Origin of the sequence: Arthrobacter sp. L77 (assembly GCF_000816565.1) — a bacterium.
In the GTDB taxonomy this organism is placed as follows: domain Bacteria; phylum Actinomycetota; class Actinomycetes; order Actinomycetales; family Micrococcaceae; genus Arthrobacter_D; species Arthrobacter_D antioxidans.
Genome location: NZ_JWSU01000006.1, coordinates 231,352 through 251,768, shown reverse-complemented (window position 1 = coordinate 251,768; position 20,417 = coordinate 231,352). Strand labels below are relative to the sequence as shown.

17 protein-coding genes are annotated in these 20,417 nt (G+C 70.3%); 6 read left to right on the top strand and 11 right to left on the bottom strand.

The annotated features are described in order from the left end of the window. Positions 1 to 11: 11 nt before the first annotated feature. A complete protein-coding gene (locus RY94_RS11330; protein WP_043445194.1) occupies positions 12 to 911 on the bottom strand; it encodes a dihydrodipicolinate synthase family protein in 900 nt (299 codons plus the stop codon). Between the two features lie 153 nt (positions 912 to 1,064). Continuing rightward, positions 1,065 to 2,009, bottom strand: coding sequence for a heme o synthase (locus RY94_RS11325; protein WP_043445192.1), 945 nt, complete (start codon positions 2,007 to 2,009; stop codon positions 1,065 to 1,067). A gap of 343 nt (positions 2,010 to 2,352) precedes the next feature. Between RY94_RS11325 and tkt the strand changes: the two genes are divergently transcribed. From tkt to pgl, 6 genes are all read left to right on the top strand, one after another. Next, on the top strand, positions 2,353 to 4,539 hold the full coding sequence (gene tkt, locus RY94_RS11320; RefSeq protein ID WP_043445189.1) for a transketolase: 2,187 nt from the start codon (positions 2,353 to 2,355) through the stop codon (positions 4,537 to 4,539). 65 nt (positions 4,540 to 4,604) lie between these two features. After that, complete coding sequence (gene tal / locus RY94_RS11315) at positions 4,605 to 5,714, top strand: transaldolase (protein WP_043445188.1); 1,110 nt, start codon at positions 4,605 to 4,607, stop codon at positions 5,712 to 5,714. A 5-nt stretch (positions 5,715 to 5,719) separates the two neighbouring features. Then, complete coding sequence (locus tag RY94_RS11310) at positions 5,720 to 7,369, top strand: glucose-6-phosphate isomerase (RefSeq protein ID WP_043446377.1); 1,650 nt, start codon at positions 5,720 to 5,722, stop codon at positions 7,367 to 7,369. A gap of 2 nt (positions 7,370 to 7,371) precedes the next feature. Further along, positions 7,372 to 8,916 carry a glucose-6-phosphate dehydrogenase gene (zwf, locus tag RY94_RS11305; protein ID WP_043445186.1) on the top strand — a complete coding sequence of 515 codons (1,545 nt, stop codon included), beginning with the start codon at positions 7,372 to 7,374 and terminating at the stop codon, positions 8,914 to 8,916. Beyond that, positions 8,913 to 9,857, top strand: coding sequence for a glucose-6-phosphate dehydrogenase assembly protein OpcA (locus RY94_RS11300; protein WP_043445184.1), 945 nt, complete (start codon positions 8,913 to 8,915; stop codon positions 9,855 to 9,857). The genes zwf and RY94_RS11300 overlap by 4 nt, the downstream gene beginning before the upstream one ends. Then, positions 9,847 to 10,662 carry a 6-phosphogluconolactonase gene (gene pgl, locus RY94_RS11295; RefSeq protein WP_043445182.1) on the top strand — a complete coding sequence of 272 codons (816 nt, stop codon included), beginning with the start codon at positions 9,847 to 9,849 and terminating at the stop codon, positions 10,660 to 10,662. The genes RY94_RS11300 and pgl overlap by 11 nt, the downstream gene beginning before the upstream one ends. An 84-nt stretch (positions 10,663 to 10,746) precedes the next feature. On the opposite strand, the gene secG is transcribed toward pgl, so the two are convergent. The 9 genes from secG to uvrC form a co-directional block, all read right to left on the bottom strand. Continuing rightward, entirely contained in the window at positions 10,747 to 10,998 is a 252-nt protein-coding gene (gene secG, locus RY94_RS11290) for a preprotein translocase subunit SecG (protein ID WP_043445180.1), read from the bottom strand. 53 nt (positions 10,999 to 11,051) lie between these two features. After that, entirely contained in the window at positions 11,052 to 11,867 is an 816-nt protein-coding gene (tpiA, locus tag RY94_RS11285) for a triose-phosphate isomerase (protein WP_043445178.1), read from the bottom strand. A gap of 131 nt (positions 11,868 to 11,998) precedes the next feature. Continuing rightward, positions 11,999 to 13,249, bottom strand: a complete 1,251-nt coding sequence (locus RY94_RS11280; protein ID WP_043445176.1) for a phosphoglycerate kinase — start codon at positions 13,247 to 13,249, stop codon at positions 11,999 to 12,001. 12 nt (positions 13,250 to 13,261) lie between these two features. Continuing rightward, the gene (gene gap / locus RY94_RS11275) at positions 13,262 to 14,272 is read right to left on the bottom strand and encodes a type I glyceraldehyde-3-phosphate dehydrogenase (protein WP_043445174.1); all 1,011 of its coding nucleotides are present in this window, start codon (positions 14,270 to 14,272) and stop codon (positions 13,262 to 13,264) included. A 275-nt stretch (positions 14,273 to 14,547) separates the two neighbouring features. Beyond that, positions 14,548 to 15,177 carry a superoxide dismutase gene (locus tag RY94_RS11270; RefSeq protein WP_043446375.1) on the bottom strand — a complete coding sequence of 210 codons (630 nt, stop codon included), beginning with the start codon at positions 15,175 to 15,177 and terminating at the stop codon, positions 14,548 to 14,550. Positions 15,178 to 15,290: 113 nt separating this feature from the next. Then, positions 15,291 to 16,271, bottom strand: a complete 981-nt coding sequence (gene whiA / locus RY94_RS11265; protein ID WP_043445172.1) for a DNA-binding protein WhiA — start codon at positions 16,269 to 16,271, stop codon at positions 15,291 to 15,293. Positions 16,272 to 16,281: 10 nt separating this feature from the next. Continuing rightward, a complete protein-coding gene (locus tag RY94_RS11260; RefSeq protein ID WP_197060660.1) occupies positions 16,282 to 17,307 on the bottom strand; it encodes a gluconeogenesis factor YvcK family protein in 1,026 nt (341 codons plus the stop codon). After that, on the bottom strand, positions 17,307 to 18,206 hold the full coding sequence (rapZ, locus tag RY94_RS11255) for an RNase adapter RapZ (RefSeq protein WP_043445170.1): 900 nt from the start codon (positions 18,204 to 18,206) through the stop codon (positions 17,307 to 17,309). The genes RY94_RS11260 and rapZ overlap by 1 nt, the downstream gene beginning before the upstream one ends. Before the next feature lie 115 nt (positions 18,207 to 18,321). Further along, on the bottom strand, positions 18,322 to 20,364 hold the full coding sequence (gene uvrC, locus RY94_RS11250) for an excinuclease ABC subunit UvrC (RefSeq protein ID WP_043445168.1): 2,043 nt from the start codon (positions 20,362 to 20,364) through the stop codon (positions 18,322 to 18,324). Positions 20,365 to 20,417 lie beyond the last annotated feature (53 nt).

The following is a 20,417-nucleotide window of genomic DNA, read 5'->3' as shown; positions in this document are numbered from 1 at the left end:
CCGTCCGCCCGTCAGTCGTCGTCGAACTCCGCCTCGAGGACGTCGAGGAGCCGCCCGAGGTCACGCAGTTCGGAGCCGGGGCTCGGCAGCAGGGGCGGGCGGGGGTCCCCGGCGGCGATACCGCAGGCACGGGCGAGGAGGTGCAGGCCGCTGATCCGGCGCAGCCCGGCGACGTGGTCGACGAGGGGCGCGAGGACGTGCCGGACACGCTCGGTCTCCGCCCGGTCCCCGGCCACGACGGCGGCGCGGAGCCGCGAGTAGTAGGCCGGCAGGAGCGCCGCCGGTCCGCTGTGCCAGGCGTCGGCCGCCACCTCGCCGGTCATCATCAGGAGGTCCCCGCTCACGCCGTGGCTGAACGGTGCCGGGACCAGCGGGGCCAGTGCCGTATAGCGGGCATTGAAGGTCACGGCATCCGCCGCGGTGTCCTTGAACGCGACGACATCCGGTAGCGACGACAGTTCGGCGACCACCTGCAGCGAGTAGTCGAACTGCGTGGTGCCGGGGTTGTTGTACAGGCAGATCGGCAGATCCGTCGCCTCGTCCACCGCACGGACCTGCGCCAGGACCTCGTCGTCGGTGAGGGGGACGTAGGAGACCGGTGAGAGCACGAGCCCGGACGCGCCGGCCGCCTGCGCGTCCGTCGCGGCCTCGAGGACCTCCCGCGTACCGACCGAACTGATGCCCACGGCCACCGGGAGCCGGCCGTCGACGGCGTCGATGGCCGTGCGCGCCACCCGGGCCCGTTCGCTGCGATCGAGGTAGGCGAAGCTCCCGGAGGAGCCGAGGACCGTGACGGCATCGACGCCGGAGGAGGCCAGACCCTCCACGAGGCCACGGAGGTCCGTGAAGGAGACGGAGCCGTCCGGCAGGAACGGGGTGAGGGGGTAGGCGATCAGGCCGGTGAAGTCCATGGGTGCAAGCCTAGGGCCGCCGGCGCCGATTCGGTCCGGCGCATCGGGATCGGGCCTACTGGACCGGGCAGTAGTGGACCGGGCAACGCCGGCCACGGCAGTGCCGCTCCAAGGAGTGCCGCTCCAGGACGTGACGCTTCAGGACGTGTCCACTCAGGCCAGGACGGCCGGTCCCACGAAGGGATCGATCGCGAGGGCGAGGAAGAGGACCGTGAGGTAGCTGATCGATCCGTGGAACACCTTCATCGCGGCCTTCGGGTGCAGCTCTCCGCGGTGGGCGAGGGAGTGCAGCCGGTGGGACTCGCGGATGAACCAGGCGCCGCCGGCGACCGCGGCGACCGTGTAGACCCAGCCGGCTCCGGCCGGGATCAGCAGGAGCGAGCAGGCCGCCATGGCCCAGGCGTACAGGACCACCTGGACGGAGACCGCGCGGGCCCCGGCGATCGCCCCGAGCATCGGCACGTTGGCGGCGTTGTAGTCGTCGCTGTACTTCATGGACAGCGGCCAGTAGTGCGGCGGGGTCCAGAGGAAGATGATGAGGAACAGGACCACGGCGGGCCACTCGACGGCGTTGGTGACCGCTGCCCAGGCGATGAGGACGGGCATGCAGCCCGCGGCGCCGCCCCAGACGATGTTCTGCGACGTGCGCCTCTTGAGGACGAGCGTGTAGACGACCACGTACAGGAAGATCGCGGCGACGCCCAGCATGCCGGCGAGCGGGTTGGCCCCGAACCAGAGCACGGCGATCGCGACGACGCCGAGGATCCAGGAGAACACGAGCGCCTCCCGCGGCGTGACCTCGCCCGTGACCAGGGGACGGTTCTCCGTGCGGTGCATCAGCTTGTCGATGTCACGGTCGATGTAGCAGTTGAACGCACCGGCGCTCCCGGCCGCGAGGGCTCCGCCGACCATGGTCGCGAGGATCAGGCCGACGGGCGGGAATCCGCCCTGCGCGAAGATCATGGTGGGGAGAGTGGTCACCAGGAGAAGTTCGATCACGCGAGGCTTCGTCAGCGCCAGGTAGGCCTTCGCTTTGCGACCGAAACCCTGACGGGCCTGCGGGGAACGTGCCGGAGCAGGAGCCTGCTGGGTGTTCACAAGGCAACACTTTCGTTTTTTCCGGGGTAAAAGACAAGTCCCATCATACCCTTTTACGCCCTGTAGAAATCGGGGGCGGGATCCCGTCCGTCCGATGCTCCGCGCCGCCGCGGATTGTGATGAAGGACATTGTTCGACTCCCACGTCCCGCGGCGGGCCGGACGGGATAGTGTGGGCTGGAAAGCCCGCTGCGGAAGTATGCCCGGAATAAGTGGTCCCGGCTCAGTGCTGTCCCCCACGGGTTCGAAATTCGCAGCATTCAATGGTGAACGGCCAGCCCGACGGCGTGCCTGAAGGCACGTCCCCGTCACTGGCCGTTCCGGACAGAGAGGGGCCCGGAAACGTGCCACGGACGCAAGAGCAGGAACTGACCTGGACCGAACTCGACCAGAAGGCGGTCGACACGGTTCGCATCCTGGCGGCGGACGCCGTCGAGAAGGTGGGCAACGGACACCCGGGAACGGCCATGAGCCTGGCGCCGGCGGCCTACCTCCTCTTCCAGAAGCTCATGCGGCACGATCCCACGGACCCCGAGTGGACGGGACGCGACCGTTTCGTCCTCTCCCCCGGCCACACCTCGCTCACCCTCTACATCCAGCTCTTCCTCTCGGGCTACGGCCTCGAGCTCGATGACCTGAAGGCCCTGCGCACCTGGGGCTCCCTCACCCCGGGCCACCCCGAGTACCGCCACACCAAGGGCGTGGAGATCACCACCGGTCCCCTCGGCCAGGGTCTCGCGACGTCGGTCGGCTTCGCCTACGGCCAGCGCCGCCAGCGCGGCATGTTCGACGCCGACGCCCCCGCGGGCACCAGCCCCTTCGACCACACCATCTGGGTCATCGCCTCCGACGGCGACCTGCAGGAGGGCGTGACGGCCGAGGCGTCCTCGCTCGCCGGTCACCAGGAACTCGGCAACCTCGTGGTGCTCTACGACGAGAACCACATCTCCATCGAGGACGACACCGACGTCGCCTTCACCGAGGACGTCCTCAAGCGCTACGAAGCCTACGGCTGGCACACGCAGCGCGTGGACTGGACGAAGACCGGCGCATACGTGGAGGACGTCGCCGAGCTGTACTCGGCCCTCGTCGCCGCGAAGAACGAGACCTCCCGGCCGAGCATCGTCTCGCTCCGGACCATCATCGGCTACCCCGCGCCGAACAAGCAGAACACCGGCAAGATCCACGGCTCGGCCCTCGGCACGGACGAGGTCGCCGCCCTGAAGGAAGCCCTCGGCTTCGACCCGGAGAAGCACTTCGACGTCGATCCCGAGGTCCTCGAGCACGCCCGCGGCGTCGTCCGGCGCGGTTCCGAGGCGCACAGCGCGTGGCAGGAGGGCTTCGACGCCTGGAAGGCCGCCCACGCCGACGAGGCCGCCCTGCTCGAGCGGATCCAGGCACGCACGCTGCCCGAGGGCTGGGAGGAGAGCCTGCCGACGTTCGAGGCGGGCAAGGACATGTCCACGCGCGCCGCGTCCGGCAAGGTCCTCACCGCGATCGGCCCCGCGCTCCCCGAACTGTGGGGCGGCAGCGCCGACCTCGCGGAGTCGAACAACACGACCATCGAGGGATCGCCGTCGTTCATCCCCGAGAGCCGCCAGACCAAGTCCTGGTCCGGCAACCAGTACGGCCGTGTGCTGCACTTCGGCATCCGCGAGCACGCCGCCGCGGCCATCGTCAACGGCATCGTGATGCACAGCAGCACCCGCGCCTTCTCCGGCACCTTCCTCATCTTCAGCGACTACCAGCGGCCCGCCGTACGCCTCGGGGCCCTCATGGGCGTCCCGGCGATCTACGTCTGGACCCACGACTCCATCGGCCTGGGCGAGGACGGCCCCACGCACCAGCCGGTGGAGCAGCTCTCCTCGCTGCGCACCATCCCCGGGCTCGACGTCGTCCGGCCGGGCGACGCCAACGAGGTGGCCGTCGCCTGGCGCACCATCCTCGAGAACACCGAGAACCCGGCCGGGCTCGTCCTGACGCGCCAGAACATCCCCACCTACGAGCGGGGCGAGGGCGCCGCCGAGGGCGGGACGTTCGGCTCCGCCGAGGGTGTCGCGAAGGGCGGCTACGTGCTCGCCGAAGCGACGACCGGCTCCCCCGACGTCATCCTCATCGGTACGGGCTCCGAGGTGCAGCTCGCCGTGGAGGCCCGCACGGCCCTCGAGGCGCAGGGCATCTCCGCCCGCGTGGTCTCGATGCCGTGCCTCGAATGGTTCAACGCGCAGGACGCCCGCTACCGCGAGAGCGTCCTGCCCCGCACCGTCAGGGCCCGCGTGTCCGTCGAGGCGGGCGTGGCGCAGAGCTGGCACGGGATCGTCGGCGACGCCGGCCGCATCGTGTCCCTCGAGCACTTCGGTGCCTCGGCCGACTACAAGACCCTCTACCGCGAGTTCGGCATCACCGCCGACGCCGTCGTGGCCGCCGCGAAGGACTCCCTGGACGCCGTCGCCGCCGATCCCCTGGCACCCAACGGCTCCCCGGCCCTGCCCTCGGGCCACCGCGCCACGGAGACCGGCGACCAGCAGTAACCACCCCCACCCGTTCCACCCGTCCAGCACACATCTTCCGCGGCAGCGGACAAGGAGCACACACCATGACTACACCCACAGCTGATCTCTCGGCCGCCGGCGTCTCCATCTGGCTCGACGACCTCTCCCGGGAGCGCATCAACTCGGGCGCCTTCAAGCACCTCATCGAGGACCTGGACGTCGTCGGCGTCACCACCAACCCGAGCATCTTCGCGGCGGCCCTCAAGAAGGGCGAGTCCTACGCCTCCCAGGTGGGCGCCCTCCGGGAGGCCGGCGCCGACGTCGACCAGGCCGTCTTCGACATCACCACCCACGACGTGGCGCAGGCCTGCGACATCTTCGCGGCGGAGGCCAAGCGCACCAACGGGGCCGACGGCCGCGTCTCCATCGAGGTGGACCCCCGGCTGTCCCGCGACACCGCGGGCACCGTGGCCGAGGCCAAGCGGCTGCACGCCAAGGTGCAGCGCACCAACGTCCTCATCAAGATCCCCGCGACCGTGGAGGGCCTGGAGGCGATCTCCTCGACCCTGGGCGCCGGCATCAGCGTCAACGTCACCCTGATCTTCTCCCTCGAGCGCTACCGCGCCGTCATCAACGCCTTCATGGTGGGCCTGGAGCAGGCGAAGGAGAACGGCCACGATCTGTCCAAGATCACCTCCGTCGCCTCCTTCTTCGTCTCGCGCGTGGACGCCGAGATCGACGCGCGCCTCGATGCGATCGGCACGGACGAGGCGACGGCACTCAAGGGCAAGGCCGGCCTCGCGAACGCCCGCCTCGCCTACCAGATCTTCGAGGAGCAGTTCGCCTCGGAGCGCTGGCAGGTCCTGAAGGCCGCCGGCGCCAACGCGCAGCGCCCCCTCTGGGCCTCGACGGGCGTCAAGGACCCGAACCTGCCGGACACGCTCTACGTCACCGGCCTCGTCGCGCCGAACGTCGTCAACACCATGCCCGAGAAGACCCTCGAGGCCACGGCGGACCACGGCGTCATCGACGGCGACACGGTCACCGGCACCTACGACGAGTCCAACGAGGTCCTGAACCGGCTCGATGCCATCGGCATCTCCTACGCCGAGGTCGTCGACCAGCTCGAGACCGAAGGCCTCGACAAGTTCGTGGCCAGCTGGACCGAGCTCCTCGAGACGGTTCAGGCCGCCCTCGACGCAGCGGAGGCGTGATCCCCATGGGCTCGTTCGCACTCACCGCCACCGGCGCCGCCCTCGCAGCGGTCGACTCGGCCGTGCCGGCGCTCGTGAAGGACCGCTTCGCCTCCCGCCTGATAGGAAAGGACGCGACGCTGTGGGGCGCCGACGCCGAGTCCGAGGCATCCGTCCGCCTCGGCTGGATCGACCTGTTCGAGGGCTCGCGCGCGCTCCTGCCGGAGATCACGGCGCTCCGCGCCGACCTCGCAGCCGAGGGCGTCGACCGGATCGTGCTCTGCGGCATGGGCGGTTCCTCCCTCGCGCCGGAGGTCATCACGAAGGAAGCGGGCGTCCCCCTCGTGGTCCTGGACGCCACCGACCCCGACCAGGTGCGCGCAGCCCTCGAGGAGGATCTCCAGCGCACCGCGATCGTCGTGTCCTCGAAGTCGGGCTCCACGGTCGAGACCGACTCGCAGCGCCGGGTGTTCGAGCAGGCGTTCACGGACGCCGGCATCGACGCCGCCTCGCGGATCGTCATCGTGACCGATCCGGGGTCGCCGCTGGACGAGGCGTCCAGGAAGGCCGGCTACCGGAAGGTGTTCAACGCCGACCCGCAGGTCGGCGGCCGCTACTCGGCACTCACCGCGTTCGGGCTCGTGCCGTCCGGCCTCGCCGGTGCCGACATCGAGACGCTGCTGACCGACGCTGAGGACAGCGCCGAGTTCCTCGGCGACGACGTCGAGGACAACGTGGGCCTGCAGCTCGGCGCCGTGCTGGGCGGGACCCTCCCCCTGCGGGACAAGATCGTCTTCGCGGATGCCGGTTCGGGCCTGCCCGGTTTCGCCGACTGGGCCGAACAGCTCATCGCCGAATCGACCGGCAAGCTCGGCACCGGACTGCTCCCCGTCGTCGCCTCCGGCGACGCCCCGGAGCTCGCGGACGTGGCGGACGACGTCCTGCCCGTGTTCCTCGCCCCGCTCGACGAGGCCGCGGGAGACCAGCCCACCGAGGGCACGCGGGTCACCGTCAGCGGCACCCTCGGCAGCCAGCTGTTCGTCTGGGAGTATGCGGTCGCGGTCGCCGGCCGGCTGCTGGGCATCAACCCGTTCGACCAGCCCGACGTCGAGGCCGCCAAGACGGCCGCGCGCGGCCTGCTCGACGCACAGCCGGAGCCGGCCGAGGCCGCCTTCGTCGACGGTGCGGTCGAGGTCCGCGGCGACGCCGGCCTCCTCGGTTCCTCGGGGACGGTCGCCGAGGCGCTCCGCGCGCTGCTCGCCACCCTGCCCGGGAACGGCTACCTCTCCGTGCAGGCCTACCTGGACCGCCACCGGCAGGCAGACCTCGAGTCCGTCCGTTCCCCGCTGGCCGCCGCCACCGGCCGGCCGGTCACCTTCGGCTGGGGGCCGCGCTTCCTGCACTCGACGGGTCAGTACCACAAGGGCGGATCCCCGATCGGGGTGTACCTGCAGCTGACCGGGGCGAGCAGCACCGACCTGACGATCCCCGAGCGCCCCTTCAGCTTCGGTGAGCTCATCGCGGCGCAGGCGGCCGGGGATGCCCAGGTGCTCGCGGACCACGGGCGCCCCGTGCTCCGCCTGCACCTGACGGACCGCACCGCAGGCGTCGCGCAGCTCCGGGACGTCATCGCCACCCTCGCCGGATCCGGCGAGGGTCACCACGAGAACGGGTGAGCATGCCTGACCGCACCACGGCGAGAGCCGCCAACCCCCTGCGGGATCCGCGCGACCGGCGGCTGAGCCGGATCGCCGGCCCCTCGTCCCTCGTCCTGTTCGGGGTGACGGGCGACCTCGCCCGCAAGAAGCTCATGCCCGCCATCTACGACCTCGCCAACCGGGGACTCCTGCCGCCGAGCTTCGGCCTGGTGGGCTTCGGGCGCCGCGAGTGGTCCGACGAGGAGTTCGTGGAGCAGGTCCGGGAGTCCGTGACGCAGTACGCCCGGACCCCGTTCAACGAGACGGTCTGGCAGCAGCTCTCGGCGGGCATCCGCTTCGTCCAGGGCAACTTCGACGACGACGAGGCCTTCAAGAACCTCCGCGAGACCATCGAGGAGCTGGAACAGAGCAGGGGGACGCGCGGCAACCACGCCTTCTACCTGTCCATCCCCCCGAACGCGTTCGAGACGGTGTGCCAGAAGCTCTCGGAGCACGGCCTGGCCCAGCCCGACGACGGACAGTGGCGCCGCGTGGTCATCGAGAAGCCCTTCGGGCACGACCTCGAGTCGGCCCGTGAGCTGAACGCCATCGTCGAGGAGGTGTTCCCCCCGGACTCCGTGTTCAGGATCGACCACTACCTCGGCAAGGAGACGGTCCAGAACATCCTCGCGCTGCGCTTCGCGAACCAGCTCTTCGAACCGCTCTGGAACGCGAACTACGTCGACCACGTGCAGATCACCATGGCCGAGGACATCGGGATCGGCAGCCGGGCGGGGTACTACGACGGCGTCGGGGCTGCCCGTGACGTCATCCAGAACCACCTGCTCCAGCTCCTCGCCCTCACGGCGATGGAGGAGCCCATCTCCTTCGACGCGGACCACCTGCGCGCCGAGAAGGAGAAGGTGCTCGCCGCCGTCGTGCTGCCCTCGGATCTCTCCGGACGGTCGGCACGCGGTCAGTACGAGGCCGGCTGGCAGGGCGGGGAACGCGTGAACGGTTTCCTCGAGGAGGACGGCATCCCCGCCGACTCGACCACCGAGAGCTTCGCCGCGCTGCGCCTGGACATCCACACCCGCCGCTGGGCCGGGGTCCCCTTCTACCTGCGGGCCGGCAAGCGGCTCGGCCGCAGGGTCACGGAGATCGCCGTCGTGTTCAAGCGGGCACCGAACCTCCTGTTCCAGGACCATCACGAGGAGGACTTCGGGCAGAACGCCGTCGTCATCCGCGTGCAGCCGGACGAGGGCGTGACCATCCGCTTCGGCTCCAAGGTCCCGGGGACGCAGACCGAGGTCCGGGACGTGACCATGGACTTCGGCTACGGGCATTCCTTCACCGAGTCCAGCCCCGAGGCCTACGAGCGGCTCATCCTCGACGTCCTGCTCGGCGAACCGCCGCTCTTCCCGCGTCAGCAGGAAGTGGAGCTGTCCTGGAAGATCCTCGACCCGTTCGAGAAGCACTGGGCCTCGCTCGACGCGCAGCCCGAGGCCTATGTGCCCGGCAGCTGGGGACCCGCATCCGCCGACGAGCTGCTCGCAGCCGATGGACGAACCTGGAGAAGGCCATGATCGTGGAACTGCCCGACACCACCACCTCGAAGGTGTCGAAGGAACTGATGGCGCTGCGGGACAGCGGGGGCGTCGTCGCGCTCGGGCGTGTGCTGACGCTGGTCGTGATCACCCGCTCCGGATACGAGGAGGAGGCGATCGGCGCCGCGAACCAGGCGAGCCGCGAGCATCCCTGCCGCATCATCGTCCTGGCCGGGGAGTCCCCGGACGAGCCCACGCGCCTCGACGCCCAGATCCGCGTGGGCGGCGACGCCGGGGCGTCGGAGGTCGTCGTCCTGCGCGGCTACGGGGAGCTCTCGGAGGAGAACGAGTCCCTCGTCTCCGCCCTCCTCCTGCCCGACGCGCCGATCGTCGCCTGGTGGCCCCACGGCGTGCCGGATGCCGCGTCGCAGACCTCGATCGGCAGCATCGCGCACCGCCGGATCACGGACTCGGCGAACGAGAAGGACCCGACGGCGGCGCTGTTCAACATCAGCAGCACCTACGCGGCCGGCGACACGGACCTCGCCTGGACCCGCCTGACCAACTGGCGGATCCAGCTCGCCGCGGTCATGGACCAGTTGCAGGGCGACCAGCCCGTCACGGCGGTCACGGTCGAGGGAGCGTGCGACTCCCCCAGCACCGTGCTGCTGGCGGCCTGGCTGACGAAGGCCCTCGACGCCCCCGTGACGATCGTCGCCGGCCCCACGGGCACCGGCCTCCAGCGCGTGCGCCTGACCCGGAGCGGCGGCGACATCGAGCTGCACCGTCCCGACCACGACGTCGCCGAGCTGTACCAGCCGCACCAGCCCGTCCAGCGCATCTCCCTGCCGCGCCGCAGCCTGCGGGACTGCCTGGCCGAGGAGCTGCGGCGCCTCGACCCCGACGAGGTGTTCGGCGAAGTCATCACCGAGGGCCTTGCCCGAACCAACCTGAGGAGTGTGCGAACGAGTGAGCGCTGAACCGAAAGTCAGCATCCATCCCACCCAGGGCTCCCTGGCGGCGGCCGTGGCCGCGCGGCTGATCACCCGCCTCGTGGACGTGCAGAGCGAGCGGGGCACCGCGACCGTGGTGCTCACGGGCGGCTCGATCGGCACCGCCGCCCTCGAGGCCGTGGTGGAGTCCCCCGCGCACACCGCGGTGGACTGGGCCAACGTCCACTTCTGGTGGGGCGACGAGCGCTTCCTGCGGGCCGACGACCCGGAGCGCAACGCCGTCCAGGCGCGTGCTGCCCTGCTGGACCGCATCGCCGTCGATCCTGTGAAGATCCACGAGTTCGGCTCGAAGGACGAGTTCACCGACGAGGACGGCGCCGCCGTCGACTATGCCGAGCAGCTGGCGGCCGCCGCGCGGGCGGAGCTCGCCGCCGACGAGGACCTCGCACAGCCCGATCCCCGCCTGCCCCGCTTCGACGTGCTCCTGCTGGGCGTCGGCCCTGACGCGCATGTGGCGTCCCTCTTCCCCGAGATGGCGGGGATCCGCACGCGGGGCACGACGACGGTCGGTGTCCCCGATGCGCCGAAGCCGCCACCGCAGCGCATCTCGCTGACGCTCGAGGCGATCAACACGGCGCAGGAGGTGTGGCTCTCGGTCAGCGGCAGCGACAAGGCAGGCGCGGTGGGCCTGGCACTGGCCGGAGCCGGACACGTCCAGGTCCCCGCCGCTGGTGCACGGGGCCTGAAGAAGACCCTGTGGCTGATCGACCAGGATGCGGCCCAGAAACTGCCCGGCCGCCTCATCGACCACGACGACGAGCCGACCGACTGACGGGTCGCCCCGACGACGACGAAGCCCCCGCTTCCAGCTGGAAGCGGGGGCTTCGTCGTCGGACCAGGAGTGCCGAGGGGCGGTCTAGGACTCGCCGGCGAACCGCTGGATGAGGCCGAGGGCGACGATCACGACGCCCCAGGCCAGGCCGAGCGCCACGGTGAAGCGGTTGAGGTTCCGCTCGGCCACTCCGGAGGATCCCATGCTCGAGGTCATGCCGCCACCGAACATGTCCGACATGCCACCGCCGCGTCCCTTGTGGAGCAGGATCAGCAGGGTCAGCAGGAGGCTGGTGATCCCGAGCAGGACGAGCAGGATGATACGAAGGATTTCCACGGGGCCCTTTCAAGGCTCGGTAGCCGCTCGGTGGAGCGGCCGGCGCACGGAACTTAGTCTGTCACCAGATGCTGTTCGAACCTGACAATACTAGCAAACTCGGATACATCGAGGCTCGCACCGCCCACCAGGACGCCGTCCACGTCGCGCTCCCGCAGGATGCTCGCCACGTTGGCCGCCTTCACCGATCCTCCGTACAGGAGGCGGGTCTTCGCGGCCGTGGCGGGGTCGAACAGCGAGCCGAGTTCGGCGCGGAGTGCCGCGCACATCTCCTGCGCGTCCTCGGGTCCCGCCACTTCCCCCGTGCCGATCGCCCACACGGGCTCGTACGCGACGACGAGGGTCGCCGCCTGCTCGGCCGACAGTCCTGCCACGCCCTGGCGGAGCTGCTCGAGGGTGTGCTCCACGTGCGTTCCGGCCTGGCGGATCTCGAGGCCCTCGCCGACGCAGAGCACCGGGACCAGTCCGTGGCGGTAGGCCGCGTGCACCTTGCGGTTGAGCAGCTCGTCCGACTCCTCGTGGATGGTCCGGCGCTCGGAGTGGCCCACGAGGACGTAGCTGCACTCGAGCTTGCCGAGGAACTGCCCCGAGATGTCACCGGTGTAGGCGCCGGAGTCCTCCGGTGAGAGGTCCTGCCCGCCGTACACGACGTCGAGGTCGTCGCCCTTCACCAGGGTCTGCACGCCGCGCAGGTCGGTGAACGGCGGGAAGACGGACACCTCGACGCGCGAGAAGTCGTGGCCGGCATCCTTCAGGGTCCAGGCCAGCTTCTGCAGGAAGGTGATGCCCTGCATGTGGTCGAGGTTCATCTTCCAGTTGCCCGCGATGAGCGGGCGGCGGTCGAAGACGCCGTTGGTCGAGGTGGTCATCGTGGTACTCCATCTGTTCGTTCCATGGCAGCGGGATCCGCTCGGCCGGCGCCGTGCGGATCCCGCCATTCCTGTACGCCCGAGGACGGGCGGCTGGTCCTGCCGTCGCCGACCGGACCGGGATCGTCCCGCTACTCGCGGGCGAGGGCGGTCAGTCCGGGGAGCTCCTTGCCCTCGAGGTACTCGAGGCTGGCACCGCCGCCCGTGGAGATGTGCCCGAACTGCCCGTCGGCGAAGCCGAGCCCGCGCACGGCTGCAGCGGAATCGCCGCCGCCGACCACGGTCAGGGCTCCGTTCGCCTGGGCGTCGACGAGGGCCTGCGCGACGGCCCGTGTGCCGCCGGCGAAGGCATCGAACTCGAAGACGCCCATGGGCCCGTTCCAGAACACCGTCTTCGCCTCGGCGATGTTCGCAGCGAAGTCCTGGCCGGTCGCGGGCCCGATGTCGAGCCCGATCCCGGAGGCCCCGAAGGTGCCCGCCTCGATGGCGTCCGCGGCGGCCACGCCGGACCGCGCGTCGGCCGCGAACGTCTCGGCCACGACGATGTCCGTGGGCAGCACGAACTGCGTGCCGTCCCGTGCGCCGCGCTCGAGGTAGCCCCGCACGGCGTCGATCTGGTCCTCCTCCAGGAGGCTCGCCCCGACCTTGTGGCCCTGGGCGGCGAGGAACGTGAACACCATGCCGCCGCCCACGAGGATGCGGTCGGCGGTGCCGATCAGGTTCTCGATCACGGCGAGCTTGTCGGACACCTTGGACCCGCCGAGCACGACGACGAAGGGCCGCTGGGGGTCCTTCGTCAGCTTCTCGAGGACCACGAGTTCGGCCTTGACGAGATCACCCTGATAGGAGGGGAGCAGGGCCGCGATGTCGTACACGCTCGCGTGGCGGCGGTGCACGGCGCCGAAGGCGTCGTCCACGTAGGCCCCGTCGGGACCCGCCAGGTCGGCGAGCTCGCGGGCCAGGGCAGCGCGCTCGGCGTCGTCCTTGCTGGTCTCCCGGGCGTCGAAGCGCACGTTCTCGAGCAGGAGCACCTCCCCCTCGGACAGGGCGGCCGCCGCACGGCGGGCGCCCTCCCCCGTGGTGTCGGGCGCCAGGGTCACCGGGAAGTCCGCCAGGTCCCGGAGGACGTCGGCGGCCGGCTTGAGCGAGTACTTCTGCTCGGGGGCGCCCTTGGGCCGTCCGAGGTGGGCCATGACGATGACGGCGGCCCCGGCCTCGCTCAGCTTGCGCAGAACGGGCAGGGACGCGCGCACGCGGCCGTCGTCGGTGACCGACAGGTCCGGGGCCTCGCCCTCCAGGGGGACGTTGAGGTCGGAGCGGACGAGGACGCGGCGTCCCCGGACTCCTTCGGCGAGAAGGTCGTCGAGTGATGCGTAAGCCACGTGCGGGACCGCCTAGGAGAGCTTGGCAGCGACGATTTCGGTCAGGTCGACCAGGCGGTTCGAGTAGCCCCACTCGTTGTCGTACCAGCCGACGACCTTCACCTGGTTGCCGAGGACCTTCGTCAGGCCGGAGTCGAAGATGCAGGACGCAGGGTCGGTCACGATGTCCGAGGACACGATGGGGTCCTCGGTGTAGGAGAGGTAGCCCTTGAGCGAACCGTCGGCGGCAGCAGCCCTGTAGGCGGCGTTGACTTCCTCGGCCGTGACCTCGCGGCCCACGGTGACCGTGAGGTCGGTCGCGGAGCCGGTGGGCACGGGCACGCGGATGGCGTAGCCGTCGAGCTTGCCCTTCAGCTCGGGGAGGACGAGGCCGATGGCCTTGGCCGCACCCGTGGAGGTGGGGACCATGTTGATCGCGGCGGCACGTGCGCGGCGCAGGTCCTTGTGGGGACCGTCCTGCAGGTTCTGGTCGGCGGTGTACGCGTGGATGGTCGTCATGAGGCCGCGCTCGATCCCGAAGGAGTCGTTCAGGACCTTCGCGAGGGGGCCGAGGCAGTTCGTGGTGCACGAGGCGTTCGAGATGATGTGGTGGTTCTCGGGGTCGTAGTCGCCGTCGTTGACGCCGAGCACCACGGTGAGGTCCTCGTCGGAGGCGGGCGCGGAGATCAGGACCTTCCTGGCGCCGGCGTCGATGTGCTTCTGCGCGTCGGAGGCCTTGGTGAAGAACCCGGTGGACTCGATGACGATGTCGACGCCGAGGTCCTTCCAGGGCAGGTTCGCGGGATCGCGCTCGGCCAGGACCTTCACGCGCTTGCCGCCGACCACGAGGTCGCCGCCCTCGACCTCGACGGAGGCCTTCAGCCGGCCGGTGACGGAGTCGTACTTCAGCAGGTGCGCGAGGGCCTCGGGGCTGGTGAGGTCGTTGACCGCCACGATTTCGAGGTCCGCTCCCTGCTCGAGGGCGGCACGGAAGTAGTTGCGGCCGATGCGGCCGAAGCCATTGATTCCAACGCGAGTAGTCACTGGTTTCCATCTCCTTCATAGGTGGTGCCGCCTTGCTGACCCCTCTCGGGCGATGCCGGCGACGAATAAATCTGTACCGGGCACACCTTCGTGCCGAAAATCTCGGGTCCTGCTGGTCCTGCTGATCCTGCAGAGGCGGAGTGCGCCGGAGTGGTGCCGGGTCCGAAGCCCCGCACCGCTCCAACTCTACTCAGCGCGGCCGTCGGCTCGCACTCGTGACGCCGGCCGCCCGACCGGATGGGCGCGGTGCCCACCCGATCGGGACGACGGGACGGTCAGGCCCCGGGGGTGATGAGCGTGGAGGCCCCGGTGCGTGCTGCCTGGAAGCGCGTCTGGACGTCGGCCCAGTTCACCAGGTTCCACCATGCCTTCACGTACTCGGGCTTCACGTTCACGTAGTCCAGGTAGAAGGCGTGCTCCCACATGTCGAGCATCAGCAGCGGGATGGTGCCGACGGGCACGTTGCCCTGCTGGTCGTAGAGCTGCTCGATGACGATGTTCTTGCCCAGCGGCTCGTAGGCGAGGACGGCCCAGCCGGAGCCCTGCAGCGAGGTGGCCGCGGCGGTGAAGTGCGCGCGGAACGCGTCGAAGGAGCCGAACGCGTCGTCGAGGGCCGCGGCGAGCTCACCCTCGGGCTTGTCGCCTCCCTCGGGGGACATGTTCTTCCAGAAGATGCTGTGGTTGATGACACCGCCGACGTGGAACGCAAGGTCCTTGGAGAGCTTCGGGATGGTGCCGTACGCGCCCTTCTCACGGGCCTCGGCGAGCTGCGCGAGGGCGTCGTTGGCGCCCTTGACGTAGGTGGCCTGGTGCTTGGAGTGGTGCAGTTCCATGATCCGGCCCGAGATGTGCGGTTCCAGGGCGGCGTAGTCGTAGTCAAGATCCGGCAGTACGTATTCGCTCACGTAGTCCTCCATGTAGTGATCCCGGTACCCGCGCGGTCTACTGACCCGCGGGTCCGGACGCAGGCGTCCCGCTGATCAGAAGCGGGCTTGCTGTTCCATCCTATGCACTCAGCTCACTCGTCGAGCATGTCGGCGGTCACATTCGCATCGGTGCCCGGGATCCCGATATCCGTGGCCCGCTTGTCCGCCATCGCGAGCAGCCGCCTGATCCTCCCGGCGATCGCGTCCTTGGTCATCGGGGGGTCCGCGAGCCGACCGAGCTCGTCGAGGCTCGCCTGCTTGTGGGCGACCCGCAACTCGCCCGCGTAGCGCAGGTGCTCGGGGACGTCCTCGCCGAGGATCTCGAGGGCGCGCTCCACGCGGGCACCGGCCGCGACGGCGGCCTGGGCCGAGCGGCGCAGGTTGGCGTCGTCGAAGTTCGCCAGGCGGTTCGCGGTGGCGCGGACCTCCTTGCGCATGCGGCGCTCCTCCCACACCATGAGGGCGTCGTGGGCCCCCATCCGGGTGAGGAGGGCGGCGATGGTGTCACCGTCGCGGATGACCACGCGGTCCACGCCGCGCACCTCGCGGGCCTTCGCCGCGATGTCCAGCCGGCGGGCCGCTCCGACAAGCGCGAGGGCCGACTCCGGGCCCGGGCACGTGACCTCGAGGGACGAGGACCGTCCCGGTTCGGTCAGGGAGCCGTGGGCCAGGAACGCGCCCCGCCATACCGCCTCGGCGTCGGCCGTCGAACCGTTGACGACGGCCGACGGCAGGCCGCGGACGGGCCGGCCCCGGCTGTCGAGCAGCCCGGTCTGGCGCGCGAGGGACTCCCCGTCGCGGACCACGCGGACCACGTACCGGTTGCCGCGCTTGAGGCCGCCGCCCGTCACCACGATGATCTCGCTGCTGTGGCCGTACACCTCGGCGATGGCGGCACGGAGCCGGCGGGCCGTGGACGCGAGGTCCACCTCGGCCTCGATGACGATCCTGCCGGAGATGATGTGGAGTCCGCCCGCGAATCTCAGCAGCGCGGACACCTCGGCCTTGCGTACCGAGGACTTCTTGACGTCGAGGTGCGAGAGCTCCTCTTTGACGTCGGCGGTCAGTGCCACAGATACACTCCTAGATCTCCCCGAACATGTCGTTGTAGGACGTCGCCAGCCGCAGCGGATCATGCACGGGTTTGCCGGTCGAAACTCCCACTCTACCGAAGACGGCGCGCCCGCCCATCCCGGCGACGGCCCGCTCGAACTCCTTCCGGTCCGCCACCACCGAGGGGTCCACGAGGACGACGTCGACCGTCAGCTCCGGCGCGTACCGCGAGATCACGCTCAGGTGGTCGATGGCGCTCATGCCCAGGGTCTCCCGGGTGTCGTTGCTCAGGTTCATGGTGAGGCACCGCCGGGCGGAGGTGCGGCACAGCGCGTCCCGCAGGTCCGGCAGGAGCAGGTGCGGCAGCACGGAGGTGTACCAGGAGCCGGGGCCGAGGATCACCCAGTCGGCCAGTTCCACCGCCTCCAGCGCGTCCTGGCACGCGGGGGCGTCGTCGGGGACCAGCCGGACGTTGCTCACGTTGCCGGTGTCCGCGGCGACCGCGAGCTTCGCCTGCCCGGACACCGTCGTGACGCGCAGCGACCCGCCGGACTCGCTCAGCACGTCCCCCTCGATGGTCAGGGGAACGCTCGCCATGGGCAGCACCCGCCCGCGTGCTCCGAGCAGCGCGCCGGCCCACTGCAGGCCTGCCACCGGGTCGCCGAGCAGCTCCCACAGCGTGACGATCAGGAGGTTCCCCATGGCGTGGTCGTGGAGGGAGCCCTCCGTGCCGTTCCGGGAGGAGAAGCGGTGCTGCATCACGTCGCGCCAGGTGCGTCCCCAGTCGGTGTCGTCGCACAGGGCCGCCAGCGCCATGCGGAGGTCTCCCGGGGGCAGGACCCCGAGTTCGCGCCGCAGCCGGCCGGAGGACCCGCCGTCGTCGGCCACCGTCACGATCGCGGTCAGCTCCTGCGTCAGGAGCCGCAGCGCCGACAGCGACGCCGACAGCCCGTGGCCGCCCCCGAGGGCGACGACGGACGGGCCCGCCCCCTGGCCGTCACCCGAACGGCGCGGGGCCGCCGGGGCGAGCGGCAGCGATCCGGTCATCGCCCCCACTACTCACGCCCGAGGTCGCGGTGGTGGGACGAGACCTGCACGCCGGGCAGCTGCGCCAGCCGCTTCGCCATCTCCTCCGTCACGGCCACCGAACGGTGCTTGCCGCCGGTGCAACCGACGGCGATGGTCGCGTAGTGCTTGTTCTCGCGGCGGTATCCGTCCAGGACGGGGACCAGCGCGTCCACGTAGCGGTCGATGAACTCCCCCGCCCCCTGCGCCCCGAGCACGTACTCGCTCACCGGCGCGTCGAGCCCCGTCTGCGGGCGCAGTGCGGGCACCCAGTGCGGGTTCGGGATGAAGCGCACGTCGGCCACGTAGTTGGCGTCCACCGGGAGCCCGTACTTGAACCCGAAGCTCATGACGTTGAGGCGCAGGACGATGGGCCCGGCATCGGAGAACAGCTCCGTGACGGTGGTGGCGAGGGCGTGCACGTTCAGCTTGCTCGTGTCGATCACGACGTCGGACGAGTCCTTGAGCTCCCTCAGGACCTCCCGCTCGGCCGCGATGCCGTCCAGGATCCGGCCGTCGCCCTGCAGGGGGTGCGGCCGGCGGCCCTGCTCGAAGCGGCGCACCAGGACGTTGTCGTCCGCGTCCAGGAACAGGACGCGGTGGTGGACGCCTGCGGCCCGGAGCGCGTCCAGGGACGCCTTGATGTCGCTGAAGAGCTCCTTGCCGCGCACGTCGACGACGACGGCCAGCTTCGGGATCGACTGCGGTGTACGCGCCACCAGTTCCGTCAGCGTGGTGAGCATCTGGGGCGGGAGGTTCTCGACGACGTACCAGCCGTGGTCCTCGAGCGCGTTGGCGGCCGTGCTGCGCCCGGCGCCCGACATGCCGGTCACCACCAGCAGCTCGGATTCGGTGGGTTTGACCGGCGTCAGGCTCATGGCCTCAGTCATCGTGATGGATCCGTTCCGGCTCGACGGGGCTCCCGGTGGCCCGGCGTTCCCTGGGGGTGTATGTCCACGTGCGTGCGTTCCTGGCGGCACGACCGGCCGCCGTGCCTCAGCCTAGCTAATCTTCGATGATCTCGCCCGTGGTCATGTTCACGGCGGGCGCGGCTGCCTCGTCCGTGGTGAGCGAGGCACGGATCGTCGCAGCGAGGGCCGGCCCCACCCCCGGGACCCCGACGAGTTCGTCGACGCCCGCGGCGCGGATCTTCTTGACCGACCCGAAATGCTTGAGCAGGGCCTTCCGCCTGGCCGGCCCCAGTCCGGCGACGTCGTCGAGGGCGGACGCCGTCATGGACTTCCCGCGCTTCTGGCGGTGGAACGTGATGGCGAAGCGGTGCGCCTCGTCGCGGATGCGCTGCAGCAGGAACAGCCCCTCCGATGCACGCGGCAGGATGACGGGGAACTCGCTGTCCGGGACCCAGACCTCCTCGAGGCGCTTGGCGAGACCCACCACGAAGACGTCGTCGATCCCGAGGTCCTGCAGGGCGCGGGCGGCGGCCGCCACCTGGGGCGGGCCGCCGTCGACGACGACGAGGTTCGGGGGGTAGGCGAACCGGTTGCGCGTGATCGCCGTCGTCGTGTCCCTGAGGGGCGTGCCCTGCTCGTCGACGTCGGGGTGTTCGAGGACCGACGCGTCGTCGTCCACCGGGTCGACGTCCGGGTCGGCGTCCGGGGCGGCGGCGTCACGCGGGGCCCCGTCCTTCCCCGCGAGGTAATTGCGGAAGCGGCGGTGGATGACGTCGTACATGGACGCGGTGTCGTCCCGTGCGGCGTCCCCGGTGATGGAGAACTTGCGGTACTCGGACTTCCGCGGCAGGCCGTCCTCGACGACCACCATGGACGCCACCACGTTGGTGCCCTGCACGTGCGAGATGTCGAAGCACTCGATGCGCATGAGCGGCTGCGGCAGGTCGAGCGCCTCCTGGAGCTCCTGCAGCGCGGCGGACCGGGTGGTGATGTCGCCGGCCCGGCGGCTCTTGTGCAGGCGCAGGGCGTCCGCGGCGTTCTGCTCGACGGTGCCCATGAGCGTGGCCTTGTCCCCGCGCTGGGGCACCCTCACCTCGACCCGTGACCCGCGCAGGCCCCGCAACCACTCCAGCATCTGGTCCTCGTTGCTGGGCAGGACCGGGACGAGGACCTCGCGGGGGATCTGTTCGTTGCTGCTGCTGCCCTCGCCGTACACCTGCTGCAGGAGGTGCTCCACGAGGTCCGCGGTGTCCATGTCCTCGACCTTCTCCACCACCCAGCCGCGCTGGCCCCTGATGCGGCCGCCACGGACGTGGAAGACCTGGGCCGCGGCCTCGAGGTCGTCCTCCTTGAGGGCGAAGATGTCGGCGTCGGTGTCCTCGCTGAGGACGACGGTGTTGCGTTCGAAGACCCGGCGCAGGGCGGCGATGTCGTCGCGCAGGCGGGCCGCGGACTCGTAGTCCAGTTCGGCCACCGCCTCGCGCATCTTCCGCTCGAGGCCGGCGATGAACTTCTTCGAGTCCCCGGACATGAAGTCGCAGAACTCGCCGGCGAGGGCCTTGTGGTCCTCCGGGCTGATGCGCCCCACACACGGCGCCGAGCACTTGTCGATGTACCCGAGGAGGCAGGGCCGGCCCGTGCGTTCCGCGCGCTTGAACACGCCCGTGCTGCAGGTGCGGACCGGGAAGACCCGGAGCATCGTGTCCACGGTCTCGCGGATGGCCTTCGCGGGGTAGAACGGCCCGAAGTACCGCGTGTCCTTCTTCTTGTCACCGCGCATGACCTGCACGCGCGGGTACTTCTCCCCCATGGTCACGGCCAGGTAGGGGTAGGACTTGTCGTCGCGGAACATCACGTTGAACTGCGGATTGAACTCCTTGATCCACGTGTACTCGAGCTGCAGCGCCTCGAGCTCGCTGCCCACGACGGTCCACTCGACGCTCGCTGCGGTGAACACCATGCGGCGCGTCTTGGCCAGCAGTCCCTGGGGGCTCGCGAAGTAGGAGTTCAGGCGCGAGCGGAGGTTCTTGGCCTTGCCCACGTAGATGACCCGGCCGTGCTCGTCGCGGAAGCGGTACACGCCCGGGTCGAGGGGGATCTCGCCTGTCTTCGGCCGGTAGGTTACTGGGTTCGCCACGTCCTTCATCCTATGGCCGCGCGGCGACACGGCCCCACCCGGGGACCGGTGTT